Annotated in this window: 25 protein-coding genes; 16 read left to right on the top strand and 9 right to left on the bottom strand. The window is 73.6% G+C overall.

All coding sequences use genetic code 11. The features are described from left to right. The 4 genes from LWC33_RS05895 (at nt 1) to LWC33_RS05880 (ending at nt 4068) form a co-directional block, all read left to right on the top strand. Nucleotides 1–951 carry an ABC transporter permease gene (locus tag LWC33_RS05895; protein WP_233303195.1) on the top strand — a complete coding sequence of 317 codons (951 nt, stop codon included), beginning with the start codon at nt 1–3 and terminating at the stop codon, nt 949–951. After that, on the top strand, nt 948–1871 hold the full coding sequence (locus LWC33_RS05890) for an ABC transporter permease (RefSeq protein WP_233303194.1): 924 nt from the start codon (nt 948–950) through the stop codon (nt 1869–1871). Before LWC33_RS05895 ends, LWC33_RS05890 begins: the two co-directional genes overlap by 4 nt. Then, nucleotides 1853–3517, top strand: a complete 1665-nt coding sequence (locus tag LWC33_RS05885; protein WP_233303193.1) for a dipeptide ABC transporter ATP-binding protein — start codon at nt 1853–1855, stop codon at nt 3515–3517. The genes LWC33_RS05890 and LWC33_RS05885 overlap by 19 nt, the downstream gene beginning before the upstream one ends. Before the next feature lie 164 nt (nt 3518–3681). Continuing rightward, nucleotides 3682–4068 carry an STAS domain-containing protein gene (locus tag LWC33_RS05880; RefSeq protein WP_233303192.1) on the top strand — a complete coding sequence of 129 codons (387 nt, stop codon included), beginning with the start codon at nt 3682–3684 and terminating at the stop codon, nt 4066–4068. A 56-nt stretch (nt 4069–4124) separates the two neighbouring features. Here the strand turns inward: LWC33_RS05880 and LWC33_RS05875 are convergent, their stop codons facing one another. From LWC33_RS05875 to LWC33_RS35800, 3 genes are all read right to left on the bottom strand, one after another. Then, nucleotides 4125–4523, bottom strand: a complete 399-nt coding sequence (locus LWC33_RS05875; protein ID WP_233303191.1) for an ankyrin repeat domain-containing protein — start codon at nt 4521–4523, stop codon at nt 4125–4127. A 26-nt stretch (nt 4524–4549) separates the two neighbouring features. Then, nucleotides 4550–5227 carry a luciferase domain-containing protein gene (locus LWC33_RS35805; protein ID WP_233303190.1) on the bottom strand — a complete coding sequence of 226 codons (678 nt, stop codon included), beginning with the start codon at nt 5225–5227 and terminating at the stop codon, nt 4550–4552. A gap of 592 nt (nt 5228–5819) precedes the next feature. Next, complete coding sequence (locus LWC33_RS35800; protein WP_233303189.1) at nt 5820–6371, bottom strand: helix-turn-helix domain-containing protein; 552 nt, start codon at nt 6369–6371, stop codon at nt 5820–5822. 268 nt (nt 6372–6639) lie between these two features. Here LWC33_RS35800 and LWC33_RS05860 point away from each other — a divergent pair, with 268 nt between their 5' ends. Both LWC33_RS05860 and LWC33_RS05855 read left to right on the top strand, forming a co-directional pair. Next, the gene (locus LWC33_RS05860; protein WP_233303188.1) at nt 6640–7395 is read left to right on the top strand and encodes an SDR family NAD(P)-dependent oxidoreductase; all 756 of its coding nucleotides are present in this window, start codon (nt 6640–6642) and stop codon (nt 7393–7395) included. 113 nt (nt 7396–7508) lie between these two features. Continuing rightward, entirely contained in the window at nt 7509–8147 is a 639-nt protein-coding gene (locus tag LWC33_RS05855) for a luciferase domain-containing protein (RefSeq protein ID WP_233303187.1), read from the top strand. Between the two features lie 116 nt (nt 8148–8263). Here LWC33_RS05855 and LWC33_RS05850 read toward each other — a convergent pair whose 3' ends face one another. Together LWC33_RS05850 and glgX are read right to left on the bottom strand one after the other, a co-directional pair. Further along, nucleotides 8264–8716: a DUF1707 SHOCT-like domain-containing protein gene (locus tag LWC33_RS05850; protein WP_233303186.1), complete on the bottom strand. Its 453-nt coding sequence runs from the start codon at nt 8714–8716 to the stop codon at nt 8264–8266. A gap of 72 nt (nt 8717–8788) precedes the next feature. Continuing rightward, the gene (gene glgX / locus LWC33_RS05845) at nt 8789–10909 is read right to left on the bottom strand and encodes a glycogen debranching protein GlgX (RefSeq protein WP_233303185.1); all 2121 of its coding nucleotides are present in this window, start codon (nt 10907–10909) and stop codon (nt 8789–8791) included. 191 nt (nt 10910–11100) lie between these two features. Between glgX and LWC33_RS05840 the strand changes: the two genes are divergently transcribed. Beyond that, on the top strand, nt 11101–12279 hold the full coding sequence (locus LWC33_RS05840; RefSeq protein WP_233303184.1) for an acyl-CoA dehydrogenase family protein: 1179 nt from the start codon (nt 11101–11103) through the stop codon (nt 12277–12279). Here the strand turns inward: LWC33_RS05840 and LWC33_RS05835 are convergent. Further along, on the bottom strand, nt 12273–12701 hold the full coding sequence (locus LWC33_RS05835) for a VOC family protein (protein ID WP_233303183.1): 429 nt from the start codon (nt 12699–12701) through the stop codon (nt 12273–12275). The genes LWC33_RS05840 and LWC33_RS05835 overlap by 7 nt on opposite strands. A 41-nt stretch (nt 12702–12742) precedes the next feature. Between LWC33_RS05835 and LWC33_RS05830 the strand changes: the two genes are divergently transcribed. Then, the gene (locus tag LWC33_RS05830; RefSeq protein WP_233303182.1) at nt 12743–13345 is read left to right on the top strand and encodes a hypothetical protein; all 603 of its coding nucleotides are present in this window, start codon (nt 12743–12745) and stop codon (nt 13343–13345) included. A 102-nt stretch (nt 13346–13447) separates the two neighbouring features. Here the strand turns inward: LWC33_RS05830 and LWC33_RS05825 are convergent, their stop codons facing one another. Continuing rightward, on the bottom strand, nt 13448–14236 hold the full coding sequence (locus tag LWC33_RS05825; protein WP_233303181.1) for an IclR family transcriptional regulator: 789 nt from the start codon (nt 14234–14236) through the stop codon (nt 13448–13450). Between the two features lie 128 nt (nt 14237–14364). On the opposite strand from LWC33_RS05825, the gene LWC33_RS05820 reads away from it, so the two are divergent. From LWC33_RS05820 to LWC33_RS05795, 6 genes are all read left to right on the top strand, one after another. Continuing rightward, nucleotides 14365–15240: an isocitrate lyase/PEP mutase family protein gene (locus tag LWC33_RS05820; RefSeq protein WP_233303180.1), complete on the top strand. Its 876-nt coding sequence runs from the start codon at nt 14365–14367 to the stop codon at nt 15238–15240. Then, nucleotides 15240–16508: a 3-isopropylmalate dehydratase large subunit gene (locus LWC33_RS05815; protein WP_233303179.1), complete on the top strand. Its 1269-nt coding sequence runs from the start codon at nt 15240–15242 to the stop codon at nt 16506–16508. The genes LWC33_RS05820 and LWC33_RS05815 overlap by 1 nt, the downstream gene beginning before the upstream one ends. After that, on the top strand, nt 16505–17035 hold the full coding sequence (locus LWC33_RS05810) for a 3-isopropylmalate dehydratase small subunit (RefSeq protein ID WP_233303178.1): 531 nt from the start codon (nt 16505–16507) through the stop codon (nt 17033–17035). The genes LWC33_RS05815 and LWC33_RS05810 overlap by 4 nt, the downstream gene beginning before the upstream one ends. A gap of 46 nt (nt 17036–17081) precedes the next feature. Further along, complete coding sequence (locus LWC33_RS05805) at nt 17082–18389, top strand: MFS transporter (protein ID WP_233303177.1); 1308 nt, start codon at nt 17082–17084, stop codon at nt 18387–18389. Between the two features lie 227 nt (nt 18390–18616). After that, a complete protein-coding gene (locus LWC33_RS36440; protein WP_372476558.1) occupies nt 18617–18856 on the top strand; it encodes an AMP-binding enzyme in 240 nt (79 codons plus the stop codon). A 27-nt stretch (nt 18857–18883) separates the two neighbouring features. After that, on the top strand, nt 18884–19336 hold the full coding sequence (locus LWC33_RS05795; protein ID WP_255691005.1) for an MSMEG_6728 family protein: 453 nt from the start codon (nt 18884–18886) through the stop codon (nt 19334–19336). Here the strand turns inward: LWC33_RS05795 and LWC33_RS05790 are convergent. Next, nucleotides 19333–20112, bottom strand: a complete 780-nt coding sequence (locus LWC33_RS05790) for an SDR family NAD(P)-dependent oxidoreductase (protein ID WP_233303176.1) — start codon at nt 20110–20112, stop codon at nt 19333–19335. The two genes, LWC33_RS05795 and LWC33_RS05790, sit on opposite strands and share 4 nt — an antisense overlap. Nucleotides 20113–20144: 32 nt before the next feature. Next, complete coding sequence (locus tag LWC33_RS05785) at nt 20145–21371, bottom strand: acetyl-CoA C-acetyltransferase (protein ID WP_233303175.1); 1227 nt, start codon at nt 21369–21371, stop codon at nt 20145–20147. Nucleotides 21372–21498: 127 nt separating this feature from the next. Here LWC33_RS05785 and LWC33_RS05780 point away from each other — a divergent pair, with 127 nt between their 5' ends. Further along, nucleotides 21499–22371, top strand: a complete 873-nt coding sequence (locus tag LWC33_RS05780; protein ID WP_233303174.1) for a beta-keto acid cleavage family enzyme — start codon at nt 21499–21501, stop codon at nt 22369–22371. 104 nt (nt 22372–22475) lie between these two features. Next, nucleotides 22476–23303, top strand: coding sequence for an enoyl-CoA hydratase/isomerase family protein (locus tag LWC33_RS05775; protein ID WP_233303173.1), 828 nt, complete (start codon nt 22476–22478; stop codon nt 23301–23303). Nucleotides 23304–23323 lie beyond the last annotated feature (20 nt).

The raw sequence follows: 23323 nt of genomic DNA, 5'->3' as shown, positions 1-23323 counted from the left end.
GTGATCCGCTACCTCGCCCGCCGGGTCGCCACCGCCGTCGCGGTCCTCTGGGCCGCGTACACCGTGACGTTCGTCGTGCTCTACCTGCTGCCCGGGGACCCGATCACCACCATGGCCGGCGGCGGACTGGACGGGGAACCGCTCACCCCGGCGGCGATCGAGGCCCTCAAGGTGCGGTACGGCCTCGACCAGCCGCTCGTCGTCCAGTACGCGCACCGGCTGGGCGAGGCGCTGTCGGGTGACCTCGGGACGTCCATCCAGAACGGGCAGGACGTCCGGGCGGCCATCCTGGAGGCACTCCCGCCGACCGTGCAGATCGCGCTCGGCGGGCTGCTGGTCGCGATCGTGCTCGGCGGCGGCCTCGCGCTCGCCGCCACGTACACCTCGCTGCGCTGGCTGCGGCAGCTGCTGATGGCGCTGCCGTCGCTCGCGGTGTCGCTGCCGGTGTTCTGGGTGGGCCTGATGCTGGTGCAGATCTTCGCGTTCGGCCTGCACTGGCTGCCGTCGGTGGGGGCGTCCGGCTTCTCGGCGCTGGTGCTGCCGTCGATCACCCTCGGGCTGCCGATGGGGGCGCTGATCGCGCAGGTGCTGGCCAAGAGCCTCACCACCGTGCTCGACGAGCCGTACGTCCAGACCGCCCGCGCCAAGGGCGTCGGGCGGGCGGCGATCCATCTGCGGCACGCGCTGCAGAACGCGGCCATCCCGGCGCTGACGGTCCTCGGCTACGTCGCCGGGAACCTGCTGGCCGGCACCGTGGTCGTCGAGACGGTGTTCACCCGGCCCGGCCTCGGCCGGCTCACCGTGCAGGCCGTCGGCGTGCAGGACATCCCGCTGGTGCAGGGCATCGTGCTCTTCGCCGCGCTGGTGTTCGTCGGCGTGAACCTGGTGGTCGACCTGATCTACCCGGTCCTCGACCCGAGGATCGCCGAGGGGGTGCCCGCGACATCGTGACAGAACTGCTGATCCGGGAGGGGACTCCCGACTCGTCCGGCACCGCGCCCGGTTCCTCCGTCGCGCTGCCCACCCCGCCGACCGGGCGGGAGCGCCGGCAGCGGCTGCTGCGCTTCCTCGCGCACCGGCCCGGCCTCGTCGTCGCCTCCCTCGTGGTGCTGCTCGTGCTGGTGGCGGCGTTCGCGCCGGCCGTGCTGGCCCCCGGGGACCCGAACGTCGGCGTGGTCGCCGACAAGCTGCGGGCGCCGAGCGGCGCGCACTGGTTCGGCACGGACTACCTGGGCCGCGACGTCTACACCCGGGTGGTGCACGGGGCGTCGCTGTCCCTGCAGGCCACCGTGGTCGCCGTGGCGGTGGCGCTCGTCGTCGGCGGGCTGCTGGGCCTGCTCGCCGGGTTCGTCGGCCGCTGGGTCGACGAGGCGCTGATGCGGGTGGTCGACGTGCTGCTGTCGATCCCCGCGATCCTGCTGTCCCTGGCCCTGATCACGGCGCTGGGCTACGGCACGATCAAGGTGGCGATCGCCGTCGGTGTGGCGAGCGTGGCGAACTTCGCCCGCGTCATGCGCGCCGAGACGATGCGGATCCGCCGGTCGACCTACGTCGAGGCGGCCCGCTCCGTCGGCACCCGCTGGTACGTGACGCTGTGGCGGCACGTGCTGCCCAACGCCGCCGGCCCGGTCCTCGTGCTCGCGGTGCTGGAGTTCGGCCTCGCCGTCCTGGCCGTGTCCTCGCTGTCCTTCCTCGGTTACGGCGCTCCGCCGCCGGCCCCCGAATGGGGCTCGCTGATCGCCGAGGGCCGCAACTACCTGGCGACCTCGTGGTGGCTCTGCGCCATGCCGGGCCTCACGATCGCCGCGACCGTGCTGTCGGTGAACCGGATCTCCCGGGCGCTCGACGGGGAATGGAGCCGGGCCCGGTGAGTGGTACGAGCGGCACGATCCTGGAGGTCACCGACCTCGACGTCGGGTACCGGATCGCGGGCGGGCACGTCCACGCCGTCCGCGGGGCCTCGCTGACGGTGGGGGAGGGTGAGGTCGTCGCCGTCGTCGGTGGGTCCGGCTCCGGCAAGTCCACGCTGGCCCAGGCGGTGATCGGGCTGCTGCCCGGCAACGGGGCGATCGAGGGCGGCCGCGTCCGGCTGGGCGGGGACGAGCTCACGGGGCTCTCCGAGAAGGCCTTCCGCTCCGTGCGCGGCCGCCGCATCGGCCTGGTTCCCCAGGACCCCACGGTCTCGCTCAACCCGGTGCAGCGCATCGGAGTGCAGGTCGGTGAGGTGCTGCGGGTGCACGGGCTCGCCGACAAGCGGACCGCCCGGCTGCGCGCCGTGGAGCTGCTGGCCAAGGCCGGGCTCCCCGATCCGGAGGTCCGCGCGGGGCAGTACCCGCACGAGCTCTCCGGCGGTATGCGACAGCGGGTGCTGATCGCGATCGCGATCGCCGCGCGGCCGGGGCTGATCATCGCGGACGAGCCGACGAGTGCCCTCGACGCCACGGTGCAGCGGCGGATCCTCGACCACCTCGACGCGCTGCGCGCCGAGACCGGCACGGCGATGCTGCTGATCACGCACGACCTCGGGGTGGCGGCGGACCGGGCCGACCGGGTCGTCGTCCTGTCCGGCGGGCGGATCGTGGAGGAGGGGCCGGTCGACCGGATCCTCGCCGACCCGGCCGACCCCTACACCCGCACCCTGGTGGCCGCCGCGCCCGGGCTCTCGGCACCGCCCGCGCCGCGGATCCCGCCGGCGCCGCGCGGTCGTCCGATCGTGCAGGTCACCGGCCTGACCAAGGACTTCCCGCTGCCCCGGGTGCGGGGCCGCCGCGGGGTGCTGCGCGCGGTCGACGACGTCTCCTTCGACATCGCCCGTGGCGAGACGCTCGCGCTGGTGGGGGAGTCCGGTTCCGGCAAGTCGACGACCGCGCGGCTGGTGCTGCGGCTGGCCGACCCGACCGCCGGGGAGATCCGCTTCGACGGCACCGACATCACCCGGGTGAAGGGCCGCGGCTGGCGGGAGCTGCGCCGGCGCGCCCAGCTCGTCTACCAGAACCCGTACGCCTCGCTCGACCCGCGGTTCTCGGTCGAGGAGGTCGTCACCGAGCCGCTGCGGGCGTTCGGCGTGGGCGACCCGGCGGAGCGGCGGACCCGCGCGGCGGGGCTGGTGGAGCGTGTCGCCCTGCCGGCGTCGGTGCTCGCGCGCCGGCCGGCGGAGCTCTCCGGCGGGCAACGGCAGCGGATCGCGATCGCCCGGGCGCTGGCGCTGTCGCCGGACCTGGTGGTGTGCGACGAGCCGGTCTCCGCGCTGGACGTCTCGGTCCAGGCACAGGTCCTCGCGCTGCTCGAGGAGCTGCAGACCGACCAGGGGCTGGCCTACCTGTTCATCTCGCACGACCTCGCCGTGGTGCGGCGCATCGCCCACCGCGTCGGTGTGATGCGCGAGGGCCGGCTGCTGGAGCTGCGGCCCACCGAGGAGCTCTTCACGGATTCCCGTGAGGACTACACTCGCGACCTGCTGGGGGCGATCGCGGGGCGCCGGTACGCCGCCGAGGCCGTCACCACGAGGAGCGGGTGAACGCGGTCCTGGAGCTGCGCAGGCGCAGGGGGCGCCAGCGGTTGCCGACGCGCACGGGTGATCGGGATTCGTGCGCCGTTCGACCCGCGCAACCGATCACCACGCGGTACGGTCCCTCCACGGGTGAAGCAGGCCGCCCGTCCCTCGACGAGAGGAGGCGGCCGATGACGCTCGCCCATCCCGCTCCCATGGCCATCGACGTCCCCGGGCCGGGCGTGTACACCATCCGTCTCCGCGGTCACCTCGACCGCCTGACCGGAGCGCGGCTGCTCAGGCTGGTCGACGCGCGGCTCCAGCTCGCCCGCCACGGGCACGCCGACACGCGGCACGTCCTGATCGACGTCACCGAGGTCGACTCGATCGGACCCGGGGCGCTCCCCGCGCTCACCCACGCCGAGCACGCCGCCGGCCGGTCCGGGCTCACCCTCGACGTCGTCGGCGCGGGTGCGCTCGCCGCCCGGCTGGGCACGCTGGACCGGCAGGCGCTCGCGCGGTTCCGCTCCTTCCCGACGGTGGCCGCGGCCCTCGCGGGCCTGGAGGCCGGCGCCTGACCTGGTGCGCCGCGCGGGTGAGGTGAGCCCGAGCGGCCTTCGGCGCCGGCGCCGGGTCAGGCCGGTCGGTGCGCGCGGAGGATCTCCTGCATCTCCGGCAGCCCGAAGAACTCGGCGGTCGCCAGCGCCGACTGGCCGCCCAGGTCCGGGTCGCCACCCGCCGCCAGCAGGGCCCGCACGGACTCGGCCGACTGCCGGAACGTCGCGGCGGACAACGCCGTCTGCCCGTGGTCGTTGGCCCGGTCCGGGTCGGCACCGCGCGCGAGCAACGCCGTCACCGTGTCCGGGTGGTCGTGGTAGGCGGCGAGGATGAGCAGGGTGTCGCCCTTGTCGTTGGTCAGGTCCGGCGGCACCCCGGCGTCCACGTAGGCCGCGAGCGTCGCCGTGTCCCCGTTGCGAGCCAGGTCGAACAGGCGGTGGGCGAAGGCGATGGTCTCCTCGTCCGGCTCCGGCATGGCGGTCAGCCTAGGCGCGGGGCGGGTCACCCGCCGGTCGCGGCACGGTGGGCCGCGGCGACCAGGGCGGCGGCGACCTCCACCTCGGCGTCGTCACGCGGCGCAGGGACCAGCACCAGCCCGGCGGCGAGCCGGACGCCGGCGAGCGGGTGGGCGACCGCCCAGCCCTTGCCGAGGGCGTCGTAGAGCAGCGCGTCGGGCAGGGCGAGGTGCAGGCTGCCGTCCGGGTGCAGGTGAGCCAGCTCGTTCCCGGCCGGGTGGACGAGGGTCGCGGGGTCGGCGGGGGCGTCCAGGAGCAGCGAGCGGGTGCCCTCCGGGCCGATCGCGGCCGGTGCCTCCCGGCCGAGCCCGCGGATCCGCTCCCACAGCGCGTCCTGACGCGTGCCGGGCGGCCCGACGGGCAGCTGGGGCAGGTCGATCGTGGTGTCGGGCGGCTCGCCGGTCCGCTCCGGGAGCCGGCCCAGGCCGGGCCAGACGGGCTCGTCGCCGTCAGGGAGGGGGTTCTCGCCGTGGGCGCGCAGGAAGTCGAGCCGGTCGCCGAGCCAGCTCCCGGCCGCCGCGACGACCGAGCCCGCCAGCGTGCCGGCGTCGGGGGTGCGCGCCACCCGGACCGGCGCGCCCGACCGGCGCCGCAGCCAGTCCCACGTCGCGTCGAGCAGCGGTGCGGGGGTGCGCGGGTCCGAGTCGGCGTGGGCGAGGAACACGGGCAGGCCGCGCAGGGCCCCGCGGGCGGGCTCTGCCGCGACCGCGTGGAGGGGGGTGCCGAGGGGGGGCGGTGTCGAGGGACGGGTTTTGGGGTGGCGCGTCGAGGAGCGGGACGCCGAGGGGCAGGGCGCCGTGCAGCAGGATCGCGCCCGAGAACCGCTCGGGCGCACGCAGCACGAGAGACCCGGCGAGGGCGACGCCGCTGCGGAAGGCCAGCAGCAGCACGGACCGGTCGGGGTGGCCCTCGGTGCCCAGCCAGCGCAGCAGCCAGTCCCCGACCTCGGCCAGCCCCGCGGGATCGGGCCGCCCGTCGGTCTCGGCGTACCACGCGAACCCCCGCTCGACGGCCAGCGGTGCCCGGACGGCCACGTAGGCGACCGGGCCGTGCGGCAGCCACGGCGAGATCTCGATCATGGAGTGCTCGCTGGTGCCGTTGCCGTGCAGCACCACGACCAGCGGCGCCGCCGGGTGCGGCGACCCCCAGCGCGCCACCATCGGTTCGTCGCCGGGACCGGTGGAGCGCGCGCCGACCGTCATCCGGCGACGGTAGGACGGGAGACGGGCCGGGCCCGTCTCACTTCGACGCACCGGTCAGCCCTCGTGCAGCTCCCCGTAGGCGACGACGGAGAGGAACCGGATCGGCAGGGCGACCAGCTCGCGCGGGCCGTGCACGCCCTCGCCCCCGAGCTGCGGTGCGTCGCCGGGGCGCAGCGGGTAGCTGGACTCGCCGTGGCCGTAGACCATCTCGCCTTCGAGCACGTAGAGCAGTTCGGTGCCGGGGTGCTGGAACAGCGGGAACTCCTCGCTGCGCTCGGTGAGCGTGACGAGGTGGGCCTCCATGCGCTTGTGCGGTCCGCGCAGGGCGCCGAGCAGGGTGTAGTCGTGTCCGACGCGGGTGCCCCGTGCGACGATCCGGGCGCCGGACCCGGCCGGGGTGAAGACCGCCTCGCGCGGGGTGTCGGCGCCGCGGAACAGCGAGGTGACCGGCACGTCGAGGGCGTCGGCGAGGCGGGCGAGGGTGGTCAGGCTGCACGAGGTCCGAGCGTTCTCGATCTTGGACAGCATCGGCTTCGAGATGCCGGTCCGCACCGCCCTGTCGGCCAGCGTCAGCCCGGCGGCCTGCCGGAGCCGCCGGACCTGCACCGCGATCGCCCGCTCGAGCCGGCCCTCCTGCGGCGCGGGCTCGGCGATCTCGCGCGCCGCCGGTCCGGGCGGTGGTCCGGTTCCGCCCCGGGCCCCGCGCGTCCCCGAGCGCGGGACCGGGGCGACCCGCCCACGCCGTTCCCCCCGCTTGTCCGGTCCCTCGGTGCGGTTCCCGCTGGCCGTTCCCTCGGGCCCGGTGCGGATGGCACGATCGGAACCGTCCTGAACGATCGATCAGGACGGCGTGCGACGACGGACGGGAGCGGACGTGGCGGACCTGACGGGCCTCAACGCGGTGGTCACCGGTGGCAACGGCGGCATCGGGCTGGGGATGGCGACCGGCATGGCGAAGGCCGGGGCGAACATCGCGATCTGGGCGCGGAACGAGGCGAAGAGTGCCGAGGCGGTCGAGGGGCTGGAGAAGCTCGGCGTGCGTGCGCTGGCCCTGACCTGCGACGTCGCCGACGAGGCCCAGGTCGCCGAGGCCATGGACCGTACGGTCGCCGAGCTCGGCCCGCTGGGGTGCATGGTCGCGAACTCGGGGACCTCGGGTCGGCACACGGTCGTCGAGAGCTCGCTCGAGGACTGGCGGCGGATCATGAGCGTCAACCTCGACGGCGCGTTCCTGACCTGCCGGGAGGCCGCCCGCCGGTTCGTGGACCAGGGCACCGGCGGCTCGATCGTCGTCGTGAGCTCGATGATCGCGGCCTTCGGCGGCGTGGGACAGTCCGCCTACGCGGCGAGCAAGACGGGACTGCTCGGCCTGAGCCGGACGCTGGCCGTCGAGCTGGCCCGGCACCGGGTGCGGGTGAACGCGCTGATCCCGGGGTGGACCGTGACGGGGCTGAGCTCGGGCGGCTACGCCGACGACCGCTTCCGTACCGCGACCACGCAGCGCACCCCCGTGCGGCGCTGGGCCGACCCCGCGGAGTTCGAGGAGGTCGGCGCCTACCTGGCCGACCCGTCGCTGACCTTCCACACCGGGGACGAGGTCCGGGTGGACGGCGGCTACACGATCTTCTGAGCGGAGCTCGCGGAGCGAACATCGGTTCTGAGCGGAGCGTGCGGAGCGAACATCGTTTCTGAGCGGAGCTTGCGGAGCGAGCACCGGTAGCGACCTCTGGCACCCTGGACGGGGTGAGCACGACGAGGCGGACCGGTGTCGCGGGGGCCGTGGTCGGTGCGGCCGCCGCCGGGATCGGCTGGGCCGCGCGCGACTACCGGCGGTGGAAGGCCCTGGGGCCGGGCGGGGTGCCGGCGAACCCGGTCGGCTGGCTGGCGGTCAGTGGCATGCGGCTGCGCGCCCGCGACCCGTACGCGTGGCGCGAGGCGGGCAGCGGCGACGTCGACCGCGCGCTGCTGACCCTGCCGTCGCGCGCGGGGGAGCGGCCGGAGGTCGGGCCGCACCCCGTGCCGCACCGGGTCCTGACCCAGCACGCGGACCAGGCGCAGGTCGCGGCCCTGCAGGACGTCGTCGAGGAGTTCGCCGGGCGCGAGGGACTGGAGATGCGCACGAGCGGATGGGAGAAGCACCATCCGGCGCTGTGGCGGGTCGGCGGGACCGAGGTCGGCCACGTCCACCCCGCCGACGGGTCGATGCACGTCGCGCTGTCGCCGCTCGACGCCCGGGTGGTCGTCGCCCGCCGGTGGGGCGAGTTCCACCCGCTCGCCGGCGTGATGCTGGGCCTGCCCGAGGGCTACGTGCTGCTCTACCCGCCGCGGAACGAGGCCGAGATCGGCCACCTGCGGTCGATCCTCGAGGCCGCCACCCACTGAGCAGGTCTCGAGCAGGACCGAGTCGGTCCTGCGCCGGTCCCGATCCGGTACCGAGCCGACACGGAGCCGGTTCCGGGCGCGGCACCCACCCCCCTGCGGCGCCGCGCCCGGAGGTCCTACGGGACAGGGCGCCGTCCGCAGGCCCGGCGCCCGGAGACGGTGCCGAGGAGCAGCATCACGCCCCACGGGCCCGCGACCCAGATCGGCCAGAAGGGCAACGGGTGCCCGGCGCCGAGCGAGGTCGCCATCCACACGACCAGGCAGATCGCGGTGACCGCGATCCACGGCACCCAGGCGGCGGCCATCGGGAGGCCTCGTGGGACGCGCGGCGGCACCGGCGGGACGCGCCGGGCCCGGGCCGTCGTCCGGCCCGCCTCGCGCGACGCAGGCAGGTCCGCGAAGACCGCATCGAGCTCCGCGCGGGTCCGAGCCGCGTAGACCCGCCCGACCCGCTCCTCGTACTCGACGAGGTCGAGCCGCCCGGCCCCCACCTCCGCGGCGAGCCGGGTCGCCCCCCGCTCCCGCTCGTCGTCGCCGATGCGGATCCCGGTCCCGCCCTGCTCGGTCATCGCCCACCACCCCCGTCGGAGGCCCCGAGTCTGCTCCGGTCAGGTTCGACATGTCAAGCTCGACATGTCAGGTCAGGACGGCGGGACGGCGCACCTCAGGACGAGCATCGAACGGGCCTGCAGCCGGACCCGCGCCGCGGCCTTCTGGTTACGCCGCCGGGTGTTCGCCAGCAGGGGGTCCGAGGTGTCGACGACCGTCTCCCAGATCCGGCCGTACTCCTCGCCGGGCAGCGTGAACTGGACCTGCTGGTGGTGGGCGTTGATCAGGAGCAGGAACGAGTCGTCCTCGATCTGCACGCCCAGGTGGTCGCGGTCCGGGATGCCCTGTCCGTTGAGGTAGATCGCGACCGACTTGGTCTGCGCGCGCTGCCAGTCCTCGTCCGTCATGTACGCGCCGTCGGGCCGCAGCCAGGCGATGTCGGCCATGTCCGAGCCCTGGATGGCCCGGCCCTGGAAGAACCGCTGCCGGCGGAAGATCGGGTGCTTCGCCCGCAGCGCGGTCAGCCGCGCGACGAACTCGGTGAGCACCTCGTGCTCGCGGGAGCGGTCCCAGTCGACCCAGGACAGCTCGTTGTCCTGGCAGTAGACGTTGTTGTTGCCCTGCTGGGTGCGACCCAGCTCGTCGCCGTGCGCGATCATCGGCACGCCCTGGGAGAGCAGCAGCGTGGTGAGGATGTTGCGCTTCTGCCGCTCCCGCAGCGCGTGGACCTGCACGTCCTCGGTCGGGCCCTCGGCGCCGTGGTTCCACGAGCGGTTGTGGCTCTCCCCGTCCCGGTTGTCCTCGCCGTTGGCCTCGTTGTGCTTCTCGTTGTAGGAGACGAGGTCCTCGAGGGTGAAGCCGTCGTGCGCGGTCACGAAGTTGATCGACGCGATGGGCCGCCGGTTGTCCGCCTCGTACAGGTCCGACGAGCCGGTGAACCGGGCCGCGAACTCCCCGAGGCTGGCCGGCTCGCCGCGCCAGAAGTCGCGCACCGTGTCGCGGTAGCGGCCGTTCCACTCCGTCCACAGCGGCGGGAAGCCGCCGACCTGGTAGCCGCCGTCACCGACGTCCCACGGCTCGGCGATCAGCTTCACCTGGCTCACGACCGGGTCCTGGTTGACCAGGTCGAAGAAGGCGGACAGCCGGTCGACGGCGTGGAACTCCCGGGCCAGCGAGGAGGCGAGGTCGAACCGGAAGCCGTCGACGTGCATCTCGGTGACCCAGTACCGCAGCGAGTCCATGAGCAGCCGCAGCGACTCGTGGTGGCGGACGTTGAGGCTGTTCCCGGTGCCCGTGGTGTCGAAGTAGTACATCGGGTCGCCGTCGACGAGCCGGTAGTAGGCGTGGTTGTCGATGCCGCGGAAGGAGAGCGTCGGGCCCAGGTGGTTGCCCTCGGCGGTGTGGTTGTAGACGACGTCGAGGATCACCTCGATGCCCGCCCGGTGCAGCGCGCGGACCATCGCCTTGAACTCGGCGACCTGCTCGCCGCGGGTCCCGAAGCAGGCGTAGCCGTTGTGCGGGGCGAAGAAGCCGATCGTGTTGTAGCCCCAGTAGTTGCGCAGGCCCTTGTCGTCGAGCGTGGAGTCGTTCACGAACTGGTGCACCGGCATGAGCTCGACGGCGGTGACCCCGAGCTGGCGGAAGTGGTCGATCATCACCGGGTGCGACAGCCCCGCGTAGGTGCCGCGCACGTCCTTGGGGATGTCGGGGTGGCGCATGGTCATGCCGCGCACGTGCGCCTCGTAGACGACGGTCTCGTTGTACGGGATGCGCAGCGGCCGGTCGCCCTGCCAGTCGAAGAAGGGGCTGATCACGACCGACGTCATCGCGTACGGGCCGGAGTCCAGGTCGTTGTAGGAGTCCGGGTCGCCGAAGTGGTAGGAGAACAGGGCCTCGTTCCAGCGGTACTCGCCGTCGATCGCCTTGGCGTACGGGTCGAGCAGCAGCTTCGACGGGTTGCAACGCAGCCCGGCGCCCGGGTCGTACGGACCGTGCACGCGGTAGCCGTAGCGCTGCCCCGGCCCGACCCGCGGCAGGTAGCCGTGCCAGATCAGGCCGTTGCGCTCGGGCAGGACCACGCGGTCCTCGGTGCCGTCGTCGTGCACGAGGCACAGCTCGATGCGGTCGGCGACCTCGGAGAAGATCGCGAAGTTGGTGCCCCCGCCGTCGAAGGTCGAACCCAGCGGGTAGGGCGAGCCGGGCCAGATGTGCACATGTCCTCCGGTGCGTGACGAGCGGAGCACAGTTCTAACCCGGCCGGGCGACGTCGGCCACTCCGGGCGAACCGGCCGTGCCCCATTGCGCCGAGTGGGGGTGCGTCCGGGGGTGAGCGGGGGATCGGGTGCCCCGCCGGCGGCGGCGATGGTGGAATCACCCCGCACCGTCGCCGACCGGAAGGACCGCCGTGGACTTCACCCTCCCCGAGACCGCCCTCGCCGTGCAGGAGGGCGTGCGCGCGATCGGCGCCCGCTACGACCACGCCTACTGGTCGCGGATGGAGGAGGAGCACCGCTTCCCCTGGGAGGTGTGGAAGGACCTGGCCGACGGCGGCTGGATCGGGCTGACGGTGCCGGAGGAGTACGGCGGCGGCGGGCAGGGCATGCTCGAGCTGGCCGTGGCGTGCGAGACCCTGGCCGCGTCGGGCGGCACGGGCGGGATCTTCCTCTACGTCCTCACCCCCGGCTTCGGTGCGACCACGCTCGCCCGGCACGGGAACGAGGAGCAGAAGAAGCGCCTGCTGCCCGGCCTCGCCTCGGGTGACACCCAGTTCTGCATGGCCCTCACCGAGCCGGACGCGGGCAGCGACGCCCTGCGCATCCGAACCCACGCCGTCCGCGACGGCGGCGATTTCGTGATCAACGGCCAGAAGATCTGGATCTCCGGGCTGGAGAACGCCGACTGGATGATCGCGATCACCCGCACCGTGCCCGCCGCGGAGGCGAAGCCGCGGACCAGCGGGTTCACGCTGTTCCTGGTCGACGTCAAGGAGGCGGTCGCCGCCGGGACGCTGCGGTACACCCCGATCCCCAAGCTGGGCAGCAACGTCGTCACCTCGAGCCAGGTCTTCCTCGACGACGTGCGGGTGCCGGCCGAGAACGTCCTCGGGGAGGTCGACGGCGGATTCTCCGTGCTGTGGGACGTCCTCAACCCCGAGCGCATCCTGGCCGCCGCCGGGGGCGTGGGCACGGCCGACGCCGCGCTCGACGTCGCCGTGCGGTACGCGAAGGAGCGGCAGGTGTTCGGCCGTCCGATCGGTGCCAACCAGGGCATCCAGTTCCCGCTCGCGCAGATCAAGGCGAAGGCCGAGCTCGGCAGGCTGATGACCTACAAGGCGGCGTGGCTGTTCGACCACGGCCTGCCCTGCCACGCCGAGACCAGCATCGCCAAACTCACCGGGGCGCAGGTCGGCTGGGAGGCGGCCAACCAGGCCTTCCAGACCTTCGGCGGCATGGCGTACTCGAAGGAGTACCCGGTGGAGCGGCTGTTCCGCGACTCCCGCATCGCCCGCAACATCCCGGTGGCCGAGGAGCTGGTCCTGGCCCACATCGGCACACAGGTCCTGGGGCTGCCCCGCAGCTACTGACCGGGGATCAGGTCAGGACCAGCGGCGAACCCGAGTCGAGCAGCAGCCGCAGCGACGGCGCGCCGTCCGGGGTGAGCGAGAGGCCCGGGAGGACCGGTCCCGGCGGGACCGCCCCCGTCATCCGGGTCGCGACGATGCCGCTCGCCCCGCTCGGGTGCGGGGGAGTGGCCGGGCACCGTGCCGCGCAGCACGATCCCGAACGGGTACGCGGTGCGGGCGCACCGTGCCGCGAACCCCGGCCCGGACGCCCGCTCGGCCTCCGGCTCGTCGATCCAGAGCAGCTCCACGTAGTGCCGCGGGAAGACGATCCGCCGGTTGCGGGTGCCCTGCCCGACGTGCCGCGTGCCGGCGTCGAGCAGCAGCCCGTCCGGCGGGTCCGGGGGACCGGGGAGAAAGGCGATGAGGTGGTCGAGCTCCAGCACCCGTCCAGCATCCCGTGTGCGGCCGTGGGTATGCAGGTGGGGTGATCTGTCGGTTCGACGGCTGGATCGCCGGCCTGGGCACGGGGTCCGGGCTGCGCGTCGTGGTGGGGCACTGGCCGCGCTCCCCGCTGGGCTCCTTCACCGACGTCATGGTCGAGCGGCCGGACGGGCACCGGCTGCTGCTCGCGCCGTCCTCCGCCGTGGCCGACTTCGTGTCCGCCACGTACACGTTCGACGAGGCGCGGATCGGCCCGGTCGACCACGAGATCCGCGGTGACCGCCGGCAGGTCCGCGCCGGACCGCTGGAGTGCGCGTTCCGCGTGGGTGGGCGGGCACCGCTCGGACTGCTGCTCCGCGCGGTGCCCCGCGGGCTCGCGACCGCGCCCCGCTGGATCGCGACGATCGACGCCGTCGCCCGCCGCGTCCTGCCCGGCGTGCGCACCGTCGGCAGTGCGGGCGGCGGCCGCACCGAGTACTACGGCGCCCTCGACCTGCACCGCCTCACCGCCGCCGTCGTCCGGTGGGAGGGGGCGGACCAGGGTCCGCTGCGGCCGGTCCGCCCGCCGGTGCGCTTCGGCTTCGGCTCCACGCCCATCGCCCCCTCCCTGGTCCGCATCATCACGCTCGTCGCCGACGGGAGCTGACCGCACTCGCCGGTCCTCGCCCACCCGGCCCTCGCACCGGGCTCCGGCGCCTCGCACAGATGCCGTAGATCCTGTGCGGCGGGCCGGAGGTGTGTGCGGGCCCTACATCTGCGCCGCGGCGACCGTGACGCCGAGGCGGGCGGCGGCGTCGCGGACCGCGGCGGAGCGGGCCTCGCCCTCCGCTCCCGCGAAGTCCTCGCTGCGCCCGCCCAGGCTGAGCGTGGCCACCAGGGTTCCGGCCCGCCCGAGGATCGGGGCGGCGACGGCGGAGACGCCGCCGAGGTAGTCGTCGCGGCTCACCGCCACCCCCTCGGCGCGCACCTGGTCGAGGTACGCGGCGAACTCCGCCGGGTCGATGTGCGTGTGGTCGGTGAAGGCCGGCAGCGGCTCCGCCAGCACCCGCGCGCGGATCTCCGGGTCGAACGCCGCGATCGCCACCGGGGCGGCCGCCGCGTTGTACGGGAGCACCGACCCGATCCCGATCCCCGCCACGACCAGCGGTTTCCCGCCCTCGACGCGGTCGATGCAGACCGCACCGGCGTCGGCCGGGACCATGAGGAACGCGGTGTCGCCGAACCGTGCCGCCAGCTCCTCGAGCACGGGGCGCGCCTCGGCGCGCAGGTCGAACTCGGCGAGCGCCGCGGCCCCGATCGCGAAGAGCGGCATACGGACCCGGTAGGCACCGGCGTGGTCCCGGTGCACCCAGCCGGCCTCGACGAACGTCGTCATCAGCCGGTGCACCGTCGGCTTGTTGAGCCCGGACAACGCGGTGAGCTCGGCGAGGGTGATCACCGGGCGGTCGGTGCCGAAGTGGCCCAACAGCTGGCAGGCCCGCAGCACCGAGCCGACGGTCTCCCGCGCGCCCGCGGCCTCGTCCACCGGTCTCGCCACCGCCACCCCCGTCCCTCGACCGCCCAGGTTAGTGACCGACGTTCGATGCGGGTGTCTTGACACGTCCCACCTCCTTCGCGCACAGTTTCGGAACGCGTATCGCATAACGATACACAGAGAGGTGAGCAGTGGGACTGCGCGAGATGATCATGGGATCGGACGAGGGCCGGCTGGTGTACGCCCCGGGCGTCTGGGACGGGCTGACCGCACGCCTGGCCGAACAGGCCGGCTTCGACGCCCTGTGCGCGTCGGGCTTCGCGATCTCGGCCGCGCTCGGCTACCCGGACGCCGAGCTGTACACCATGTCGGAGAACCTGCAGGCCGTCCGCACGATCCGGGAGGCCAGCGGCCTGCCGGTGATCGCGGACATCGACACCGGATACGGCAACGCCGTCAACGCCGCCCGCACCGCGCGGCGGTTCGCGGACGCCGGCGTCGCGGCGGTGTTCATGGAGGACCAGCGCTCGCCCAAGCGGTGCCCGCTGATCCCCGGCGCCGAGGTGGACCTGACCGATCTGGCGGAGGCCGTCGGGAAGGTGAAGGCGGTCAAGGAGAACGCGGGCGAGATGATCGTCATCGCCCGCACGGACGCCAAGGGTGACGAGGCCCTGCGCCGTGCCGAGGCCTACGTGGCTGCCGGGGCCGACATGATCATGCCGGTGACCAAGACCTTCTCCACCGTGGAGGAGTGGGCGAAGTGCCACGAGCTCGTCGGGGTGCCGCTGATGGCGACCCTGACGGCATCGGCGTGGACCGAGCGGGAGTTCACCACCGAGGTCATGGAGCAGATCGGCGTCCGGCTGGCGCTGCTGCCGACGCAGATCCTCATGGCCGTCACGGGCGCCGCGCAGCGCTGCCTGACCCGCCTCGCGGCGGGCGAGCCCCCGGCGGTGGTCAGCGAGGACGGCCTGCCGCACCACGACTTCGTCGGCCTGATCGGGATGGCCGAGATCGAGCGGCAGCAGCACGCGTACCTGCCCGCGTCGACCGGCGGGGCGGCCTGATGGGCTCCACGATCACCGAGAAGATCCTCGCCCGCGCCGCGGGCGAGGACACCGTGAAGGCCGGGGACAACCTCCCCGCCCGGCCCGACCACATGATCGCGTACGACTTCCCGGGCTACACGGACGTCATGTTCCGGCAGATGCACGACGACTTCGGGATCCGCACGCTCAGCGACCCCGAGCGCTACGTGATCTTCATCGACCACATGCTCACCAAGGGGAACGAGAAGGAGCAGGAGGTCCACCAGGTCACCCGGGACTGGTGCGAGTTCTACGGCATCGAGCTCCACGAGGCCCGCGGCATCGGCCACCAGGTCATGGCCGAGCTGGGCTACGCCCTGCCGGGCACCTTCCTCATCCACTTCGACGGCCACATCTCCGGCGCCGGGGCGTTCGGCGCGCTGGGCTGGGGCGTACGCCGGGACCTCCTCGAGGCCTGGGTGAGCGGCCAGATCTTCCTCGACGTCCCCGCCACCACCCGGTTCGAGCTGGACGGGGAGTTCGCCCCCGGGGTCGACAGCCGCGACCTGATCCACCGGATCATCGCCGACCACGGCGCCGACGGCTGCGCCCACCAGGTCATGGAGTACGCCGGGCCGGGCGCCCGGGCGATGAGCATCGACCGGCGCCAGGGCCTGTGCGGCATGGCGATGTTCACCGGCGCCGTCTCCGCCGTCTTCGAGCCGGACGACACGGCCCTGGCCTACGCGCGGAAGGTCGCGCGGAAGGAGTTCACGCCGCTGCTCCCGGACGCCGACGCCGAGTACGCCGCCGTCCACCACTACGACCTGTCGACCATCACGCCGCAGGTCGTGCTGCCGGGCTCCGCGCGCAGCGCCAACACCCGGGCCGCCGCGGACCTGAACGGCACCCCGGTGACGAAGGCGTTCATCGGGTCCTGCGCGTCCGGCCGGATCGAGGACATCCGGGCCGCGGCGCTGGTGCTCGACGGGCGCACGGTCGCCCCGGGCGTCGAGCTCAACGTCGTCCCCACCTCCGACGCCGTGCACCGCCAGGCCGAGGACGAGGGCCTGCTCGACGTGCTGCGCCGGGCCGGGGCGCAGATCGCCCGGTCCAGCTGCGACTTCTGCTTCGGCTACCAGAAGCCGCTGCAGCCCGACGAGAACTGCATCTCCACCGGGGTGCTGAACATCTCCGGCCGGATGGGCAGCACCGAGGCCAACATCTACATGGGCTCGGCCTTCACCGTCGCCGCGAGCGCGGTGGCGGGCACCATCACGGCCGCCGAGGAGGTGTCCCGCTCGTGAGCGCCGCCCGCGACTACCCGCCGCCGCCGGACCTGATCTCCGGCCGTGTCGCCTGGGTCTTCGGCGACGACTTCGACATCGACCTGGTCATCGGCGTCGAGAACATCAAGTCCTACGACGCGGAGTTCCTGCGCGGCAAGGTGATGCAGGCCTACGACCCGACCTTCGCCGACCGGGTCCGGCCCGGCGACGTCATCGTCGGCGGCCGGAACTTCGGCTACGGCCACCCGCACTACCCGCCCATGGTCGCGCTTCGCGACCTCGGCATCGCCGCGGTGCTCGCCGAGTCCTTCTCGCCCGGCTTCTGGCGCGGCGAGACCTACAACGGCATGCCGCTGCTCGCCGTCCCCGGCATCAGCACCGCCGTGACCACCGGCGACGCCGTGTCCGTGGACTGGCGCACGGCCGCCGTCACCCTCGCCGACGGCTCCCCGCTGCACGGAACTCCACCCAGCGACCGTGTGGTCCGGGTGATCGAGGCGGGCGGCTCGCTCAAGCTGCTGCTCGCCGAGCACTCCCGCGTCTGACCCCCGCTCAGCCCGCTCAGCCCGCTCAAGGACGAACGGAACCACCATGACCGAGACGACCTCGGCCGCGCCTCCGGCCACCACCACGACGACCGCCCGCAGGGCCGCCCTGGCCGGCGGTGTGGGAACGCTGATCGAGTACTACGACTTCAGCGTCTACGCCTTCCTCGCCGTCACCCTCGGCCCGCTGTTCTTCCCCAGCGACCGGCCCGCGGTGTCGGTGCTGCTCACGCTCGCCGTGTTCGGCTCGGCGTACGTGATGCGCCCGCTCGGCGGCTGGTACTTCGGCCGGCTCGGCGACCGCCGCGGCCGCCGGCACGCCCTCGTCGTGACCGTCGTGACGATGGGGCTCTTCTCCGGGATCCTCGGGATCCTGCCCACCTACCCGGGGGCGGGCGTGATCGCGCCCGTGCTGCTGGTGATCGTCCGGTTGGCGCAGGGCTTCTCCGCCGGCGGCGAGATCGGCGGTGCGGCCACCTACGTGGCCGAGTCCGCCCCGCCGAAGCGCCGCGGCCTCTTCGGCTCGCTCACCCCGGTCGGCTCGACGCTCGGGTTCTCGGTCGCCGCGGCCGTCGTCGGGCTGATGACGGCGCTCACCACGCCCGAGCAGATGTCCTCATGGGGCTGGCGCGTGCCGTTCCTGCTCTCGCTGCCGCTCGCCGCGCTCTGCCTGTGGGTCCGGGTGCGGCTCGAGGACACCGCCGAGTTCGAGGCCATGGCCGAGAAGCGCGAGGTCGAGCGCAGCCCGCTGCTGCAGGTCGTCAAGGAGAAGCCGGGCTCCGTGCTGCGGGTGATCGGCATCGCGGTCGCCATGAACGGCACCGGCTACGTCGGCCTGACCTACTTCTCCACCTACCTGATCCAGACGCAGGGCTTCGACAAGCAGGCCGTGTACTGGGCGTCGGCCATCGGCATCGCCCTGGCCTGTGCCACCTACCCGCTCGCGGGCATGCTCACCGACCGGTTCGGTCGCCGGCCGGTCCTGCTCTCCTCCTACGTGCTGTACCTGATCCTGGCCTGGCCGGCGTTCGCGCTGCTCGGCTCGACCTCCAGCATCGTGGTGGTCACGGTCGTCTACGTCGTCTACATGGCGCTCAACGGGCTGGCCCAGGTCCCGGCGTTCCCGCAGTTCACCGAGCTGTTCCCGCGCCGGATCCGCTACACCGGCGTGGCACTGGGCTTCAACATCGGCACGATCATCGCCGGCGGGACGGCGCCCTACGTCGCCGCCCAGCTGGTGCAGAGCACCGGCAACCCGATGTCGCCGGCCTTCTGGGTCATCGGCGTGTCCGTGGTCGGCGTGATCACCGTGCTGACGCTGCGCGAGACCGGCCGCGACCGGCTGCCGGTCTGATGATCATCCGCAGTCCGCTGCCGGGCTGGACCGGCTGCCGCCCGGCCCGGCCCCGGCGCCGGTCCGGACCTCCGTGGACGCCGCGACGCTCGACGCCGAGGGATGGCTGCACACCGGCGACGTCGCGACCGCGACCCTCCACGGCGTGTTCACGATCGTCGACCGGGTCAAGGAGCTGATCAAGTACAAGGGCTACCAGGTGCCGTCCGCCGAGCTGGAGGCGCTGCCTGACCCATCCCGCGATCGAGGACGCGGCGGTCGTCGGGGTCCGCGACGTCGAGGGCGAGGAGATCCCGAAGGCGTTCGTCGTCGCGTCCGGGCTCTCCGCGGACGACGTGACGAGCTTCGTGGCCGAGCGGATCGCGCCGCACAAGAAGGTCCGGCGGGTCGAGTTCGTCGACGCGATCCCCAAGTCGGCCTCCGGCAAGATCCTCCGGACGGTGCTGCGGGCCCGCGAGGTGGGGTGAGCGTTCCGGGCGGGTACGCCCCCGCCGATGGTGCAGACCTTCCTCCCGTTCCCCGACTTCGCCGCCAGCGCCCGGGCGCTCGACGACCGGCGGCTGGGCAAGCAGCGCGTCGAGGCGTTGCAGATCCTGCGCGCACAGGTGCGCGAGGGGTACGGCTGGCAGCACCATCCGGCGGTGCGGATGTGGCGGGGGCACCCGGAGGGCGTGGCGGCGTACGCGCTCGCGATCTGCGCCGAGTGGACCGCCAAGGGCAGGGCCGACACGGTGGCGGGGTCGGTGCGCGCCGACCTCGAGGCCGCGGGGCTGCCGCCGCCCCGCAGCCAGGCCGAGCTCGCGGCGGCGGGCCTGCTGCCGGCCTGGCTCGGCGACGACCGGCTGCACCGCAGCCATCGGGAGGTCCTGCTCGGGAAGCTGCCGGAGCACTACGCCCCGCTCTTCCCCGACGACCGGCCCGGTAGTGCCTACTTCTGGCCCGTCTAGCCGCGGGGCTTCAGGCTCGCCCCGGCGTCGGAGACCAGCGTGGTGCCGGTGATGTGCTCCGCGCCCTCGTCGCACAGGAACACCACGGCGACGGCGATGTCCTCGGGTGTCCCCGCACGGCGCAGCGGCGTGGTCTGCTGCACCCGTCCGACCAGCTGCTGGTAGGCCTCGTCGCCGAGCGGCCCGGAGAACCAGCGGGTGCCGATGAAGCCGGGCACCACGGCGTTGACGCGGATCTCGGGCGCGAGCGCCCGGGACAGCGACACGGTGAGCGTGTTGAGGGCGCCCTTCGACGCCGCGTACGCGATCGACGAGCCCTCGCCGTCGAGGCTGCTGGTCGACGACACGTTGACCACGGCCCCGTACCCGCGCTCCCGCATGTGCGGGACGACCGCCCGGGTCATCTGGTAGGCGCCGATCACGTTGGTGCGGTAGATCGCCTCGAAGTCCTCGGCCGTGAGCCCGTCGAGGTCCGCGTGCGGGACGATCCGGGTGCGGCCCGCGTTGTTGACCAGGACGTCGATCCGCCCCCACCGCTGGGCGACCTCGGCCGCGACCCGGCGGCAGGCCGCATCGTCGCCGACGTCGCCGCACAGCGCGACGGCGTCGACGCCGAGCGCGCGACAGGACTCGGCGGTGGCCTCGGCCTCGTCCGCGCTGCGGGAGTAGGTGATCGCGACCCGGGCGCCGCGCCCGGCCAGGCGGCGGCTGACCGCCGCGCCCAGGCCCGTTGCACCGCCGCTGACGACGGCGACCCTGCCGTCCATGCTGCCCATGCCGGGCAGCTTAACGACTGTTCAGCTCCCGGTCAGCTGAGCCGCTCGTAGACGACGGCCATGCCCTGCCCGCCGCCGACGCACATCGTCTCCAGGCCGATGCTCTTGTCCTCGGCGCGCAGGCCGTTGAGCAGCGTGGCGGTGATGCGGGCGCCGGTCATGCCGAACGGGTGGCCGACGGCGATGGCGCCGCCGTGGACGTTGAGCTTGTCGCCGAAGGGGTCGATGCCGAGGTCGCGGGCCGAGGGGATGACCTGGGCGGCGAAGGCCTCGTTGATCTCGACGAGATCGACGTCGTCGATGGTCATGCCGGCGCGGGCCAGGGCCTGCTTCGACGCCTCGACCGGGCCCAGCCCCATGATCTCGGGGGAGAGCCCGGTGACACCGGTCGAGACGATCCGGGCCAGCGGGGTGATCCCGAGGTCCCGGGCCTTCGTGTCGGACATGACGATCAGGGCGGCGGCGCCGTCGTTGAGCGGGCAGCAGTTGCCCGCGGTGACGACCCCGTCGGGCCGGAACACCGGCTTGAGCTGCGAGACCGCCTCGTAGGTCACCCCGGCGCGCGGGCCGTCGTCGGTGTCGACGACCGTGCCGTCGGGCAGGGTGACGGGGGCGATCTCGTTCGCGAAGAAGCCGTTCCTGATCGACTCCTCGGCGAGGTTCTGCGAGCGGACGCCGAAGCGGTCCATGTCCTCGCGGGTCACGCCCTTGGCGCGGGCGAGGTTCTCGGCGGTCTGGCCCATGGCGATGTAGACGTCGGGCAGGTTCCCGTCGAGCCGGGGGTCGGTCCAGGTGTCGGTGCCGGACTCGGCGGTGGCGACGGTGCGGGCCTCGGCGTCGGCGAAGGCCGGGTTGTGGGTGCCCGGCCAGGAGTCCGAGCTGCCCTTCTCGAACCGGGAGACGGCCTCGACGCCGGCGGAGACGAACACGTCCCCCTCGCCGGCCTTGATCGCGTGGAGGGCCATCCGGGTGGTCTGCACCGACGAGGAGCAGTACCGGGTGATCGTGGTGCCGGGCACGGTGTCCAGGCCGAGCAGCACGGAGACGATCCGGCCCAGGTTGTTGCCCTGCTCGCCGCCGGGCAGACCGCAGCCGAGCATCAGGTCGTCGATCTCGGTCGGGTCGAGCGCCGGCACCTGGTCCAGCGCGGCGCGGACCATCTGGACGGCCAGGTCGTCCGGGCGCATGTCCTTCAGGGAGCCCTTGCGGGCGCGGCCGATGGGGGAGCGGGCCGCCGCGACGATCACTGCCTCGGGCACGGGTGTCTCCTTCGCTGGAGGGCTGCTGCTGGGTTCGAGTGTGCACCCCTGCCGGAGGCAGGGGTTACCGCGCGGTAGGGAATCACACCGGTTGTCCGGGCGCGTGCGGGCGGCGAGGGTACGGACCATGGACCGCCCACCCGTGATCGTCGAGGTCGCCGTGAACGGGGCCACGCCGCGCAGCGTCAACCCGCGCGTGCCGCGCACCCCGGCCGAGATCACCGCCGACGCCCTGGCCTGCGCGCGGCTCGGCGCCGCGATCGTGCACAACCACAACGACGAGCCGATGTTCACCGCCGACGGCGTGCACGCGGCCGGCCCGTACCGCGCGGCCTGGGGGCCGGTGCGGGAGCGGTACCCGGACCTGTTGCTCTACCCGACGATGGCCGCGGGCGCGCGGGGCATCCCGGTCGAGAGGCGGTGGGCCCACGTCGCCGAGCTGGCCGGGCTCGGCGGGATGACGCTCATCGACCCGGGCTCGGTCAACGTGGGCCTGACGGCCGCGGGCTGCTGTCCGGGCCCCGCGGCCGCCGAGCCCTACCAGAACTCGATCGCGGACACCGAGTACATGTGCGCGCGGACCCGGGAGCTGGGCGCGCTCCCCAGCTTCTCGATCTTCGAGCCGGGCTTCCTGCGGACCGTGGCCACGCTGCAGCGGGCCGGGCGGCTGCCGGCGGGCGGGATCGTGAAGCTGTACTTCGGCGGCGACCTGCAGTTCGGCCTCCCGCCGACGCCGACCGCCCTCGAGGCCTACCTGGAGCTGCTGGCGCCCACCGGGCTGGCCTGGTCGGTCGCGGTCCTCGGCGGCGACGTCGTGGGGTCCGGCCTGGCGGAGCTCGCGATCCGCCGGGGCGGGCACGTCCGGGTGGGCCTGGAGGACCACGCCGGGCCGCGCCGGCCGTCGAACACCGAGCTGGTGGAGGAGCTGCTCGTGCTCGTGGACCGGCTCGGCACCCGCCCCGCGACCGGCGCGGAGACGCGGTCCCTCCTGGGTCCCTGACGGGCGCACCGGCTGCGCCCCGCAGGTCGCAGCGCCCTTGCGCGAACGCCTCGCGGTTCCGCGTCGACCGACCGTTCGGTTCCCCGGGGCGCTAGCATGAGCGCGTGCAGACGAACAGTGGTGCGGCCGACACCGACGGCTCGGCGGTCCTCGTCACCGCGGACGAGAAGGACCCGGCCGTCGCGATCGTCACGCTGAACCGGCCGGCGAAGCGGAACGCGCTGACCGTCGAGGTCAAGGAGGCGCTCCTCGAGGCGCTGCAGCGGGTGGGGTCCGACGCGTCGGTCCGCGCGGTGCTGCTGACCGGGACCGGCAAGTCGTTCTGCGTGGGGCAGGACCTCGGCGAGCACGTCGAGTCCCTGCGCGGCAACGCGGCGACCTCCTTCGACACGGTCGAGAAGCACTACAACCCGATCGTTCGGGCGATCGCGACAATGCCGAAGCCGGTCGTGTGCGCGCTCAACGGCGGCGCGGTCGGCGCGGGGCTCGGCTTCGCGCTCGCCTGCGATCTGCGCGTCGCCGCCGACACCGCCACCTTCGCGACCGCCTTCTCCGCGATCGGCCTCACCGCGGACTCCGGGCTCTCCGCGAGCCTGGTGCACTCACTGGGCGCCGCCCGGGCGACCGAGCTGCTGCTGCTCGGCGAGTCGTTCGACGCCCAGCAGGCGCTCGCGTCGGGCCTGGTCAGGACGGTCGTCCCGGCCGAGGAGGTGCTCGGCGCAGGGCTCGACCTGGCACGCCGGCTCGCGGCCGGACCCACCCTCGCCTACGCCGAGATCAAGAAGGCGGTGGCGATCGGTGCGGTGTCCTCGCTCGACACCGTGCTGGCCAACGAGGGCGAGGGGCAGGCGCGGCTCGGCGTGACCCGGGACCACCGCGAGGCCGTGGAGGCGTTCCTGGAGAAGCGCAGGCCCGCCTTCGAGGGCCGATGACCGCCGCGCCGTCCGAGCCG

Source organism: Pseudonocardia terrae (assembly GCF_021343995.1).
Classification (GTDB): Bacteria; Actinomycetota; Actinomycetes; order Mycobacteriales; family Pseudonocardiaceae; genus Pseudonocardia; species Pseudonocardia terrae.
This window is presented reverse-complemented; position numbering and strand designations above follow the sequence as displayed.